The 2194-nt window shown below is 69.1% G+C and carries 2 protein-coding genes; both read right to left on the reverse strand.

Going from position 1 to position 2194, the window contains the following annotated elements:
- Nucleotides 1-99 precede the first annotated feature (99 nt).
- On the reverse strand, nucleotides 100-1947 hold the full coding sequence (locus ABYX71_RS11650; protein WP_372696661.1) for a cation:proton antiporter: 1848 nt from the start codon (nucleotides 1945-1947) through the stop codon (nucleotides 100-102).
- Nucleotides 1948-1971: 24 nt separating this feature from the next.
- On the reverse strand, nucleotides 1972-2194 hold a 223-nt coding region (locus ABYX71_RS11655; protein ID WP_372696662.1), incomplete at its 5' end, for a dihydroxy-acid dehydratase.

Below are 2194 nucleotides of genomic sequence, written 5' to 3' on the forward strand. Positions count from 1 at the left end.
AGGCTGCCCCTCCCCCGGCCGTGAATCAGCCCTCCACGGGAACAGGCCCCGTGGCGAGGTATACCATCCCCGCGCCGCCCGGGCGCTGGGGGATGCCCGTCAGGCGCCGGGCGCTTTGGCCTGCTTCCCGGCCGCTTCGTCGTCCTCAGGCCGCGGCTTGTACAGGCCGATCAACACCCAGTCAGCCGTCGGCCTCGCATCAAAGGCCGGGCCGGTCACGTACAGGCGACCGGCCGGACTGACCGCGAACAGCAACTGCCCACCGTCGGCGAAACGCTGCTGGTAGGCATCCCAATCGAAGGCCTCGGTCAGGCGCGTTGCCGAAATCTTGGCGCCCTCCTCCAGCAAACCCAGCAGGGCGGAGTGGCTCACGTTCTCTCCGAACATCGGCCGGCCCTGAATGTGGCTGGCAATGCGCTCGCGCTCGGCGCCGTCGGTCTCGCGCCGCGTGCGCAGCACGTACACGTTGCCGGCACCGAACTCGCGCCGGTAGCGCACCGTCGCCAGGGCGTTCAGCTCCGGATGCCGCGACATGGCAAACAGCCGTCCAATGCCCACCAGGTCCAGCGTGCGGTCGGCCTCCGGGGACACCGGGTTGCCGAAGTAGGCATTCAGGCCTTCCATTCGGGCGGTGCGAATACCGGTGTAGTCACCATCCGCCAGCAGCGTGCGGAATCCCTGTGTGTTGAGCGCCGCGGCAATGGCCCGGGACAGCCGGTTTGAGCCAACGATCAGCACGCCCCGGTCCTCCGGGTCGGCGACTCCCAGCCAGCGGGCCGCCGGCCGCGCCGTGGCACTGGCAAAGATGACCGTACCCAGAATGACGATGAAGGTCAGCGGCACCAGCATGTCGGCGCCGGCGAAGCCGGCTTCCTGCAGGCGCAGCGCGAACAGGCCGGAGATGGCCGCCGCCACGATGCCGCGCGGACCGATCCACGCCAGCATCAGCTTCTCGCGCCAGGTGAACTGCGTGCCGATGCCGGACAGCCAGACCTTGAGCGGCTGGCCAATGCCCTGGATGGCCACCAGCACCAGCAGTGAACCCAGGCCCACCCGCGCGAGCGCATCCAGGTCGATGCGCGCCGCCAACAGGATGAACAGCCCGGACACGAACAGCAGCGTGAGGGTTTCCTTGAAGTCGAGGATGCCCTCCAGCGGCACGTGCTTCATGTTGGCCAGCAGGATGCCCATCACCGTGACCGCCAGCAGGCCGGACTCGTGCGCCAGCACGTTGGACACGCTGAACACCGTCAGCACCGCCGCCAGCACCACCGTGTTGATCAGGAAATCCGGCAGCCAGTGGCGACGCAGCAGGATGCCCAGCAGGTAGCCGCCGACCGCGCCCAGCACGATTCCGACGCCGATCACGCTCAGGAACGTCAGGCCGACCGTCATCCACCGATCGTCCGCCGACGCCGCCCGGGTGATGACGAACTGATACACCAGCACCGCCAGCAGGGCGCCGACCGAATCGATGACGATGCCTTCCCAGCGCAGCACGGTGGCGATGCCGGCCTTCGGCCGCACGGCGCGCAGCAGCGGCACGATCACCGTGGGCCCGGTAACCACCACCAGCGCGCCGAACAGCGCCGCCAGTGACCAGTCGAAGCCGACGAACACACGCGCCGCCACGCTGGCCACCGCCCACGAGGCCAGCATGCCGACGCTGACCAGGCGCCGGATCATCACGCTGAGCCCACGCACCTCCTCGAAGCGCAGCGTGAGGCTGCCCTCGAACAGGATCACCGCCACCGCCAGCGAAACCATCGGAAACAGCAGTTCGCCGAACATGGCGTCCGGTTGCAGCAGGCCGGTGAACGGCCCGGCCGCCAGACCGGTCAGCAACAGGAACAGGATGGCCGGAATCCGGAGCTTCCAGCTCAGCCACTGGGCCAGCGCGCCGAACAGCACCACGCCGGTCAGCGCCAACAGCAGGTGCTGATGCATACGGGCCCTCCCGCGGGGCGGTTGTCAGCGGTTCAGGTCACGCACGGCGCCGCGATCGGCGGAGGTGGCGAAATGCGCGTAGGCCTGCAGCGCCTTGGACACCACCCGTTGGCGATCCCGGGGCTGCCACGGCGTGGCCGATTGCTCCACCGCCGCGCGGCGCTGGCCGAGTTCGGCGTCATCCACCGCCAGATGGATGCGCCGGGCCGGGATGTCGATCTCGATGCGGTCCCCGTCCTCGACCAGG

This window comes from Immundisolibacter sp., from assembly GCF_041625615.1.
Taxonomy (GTDB): Bacteria; Pseudomonadota; Gammaproteobacteria; order Immundisolibacterales; family Immundisolibacteraceae; genus Immundisolibacter.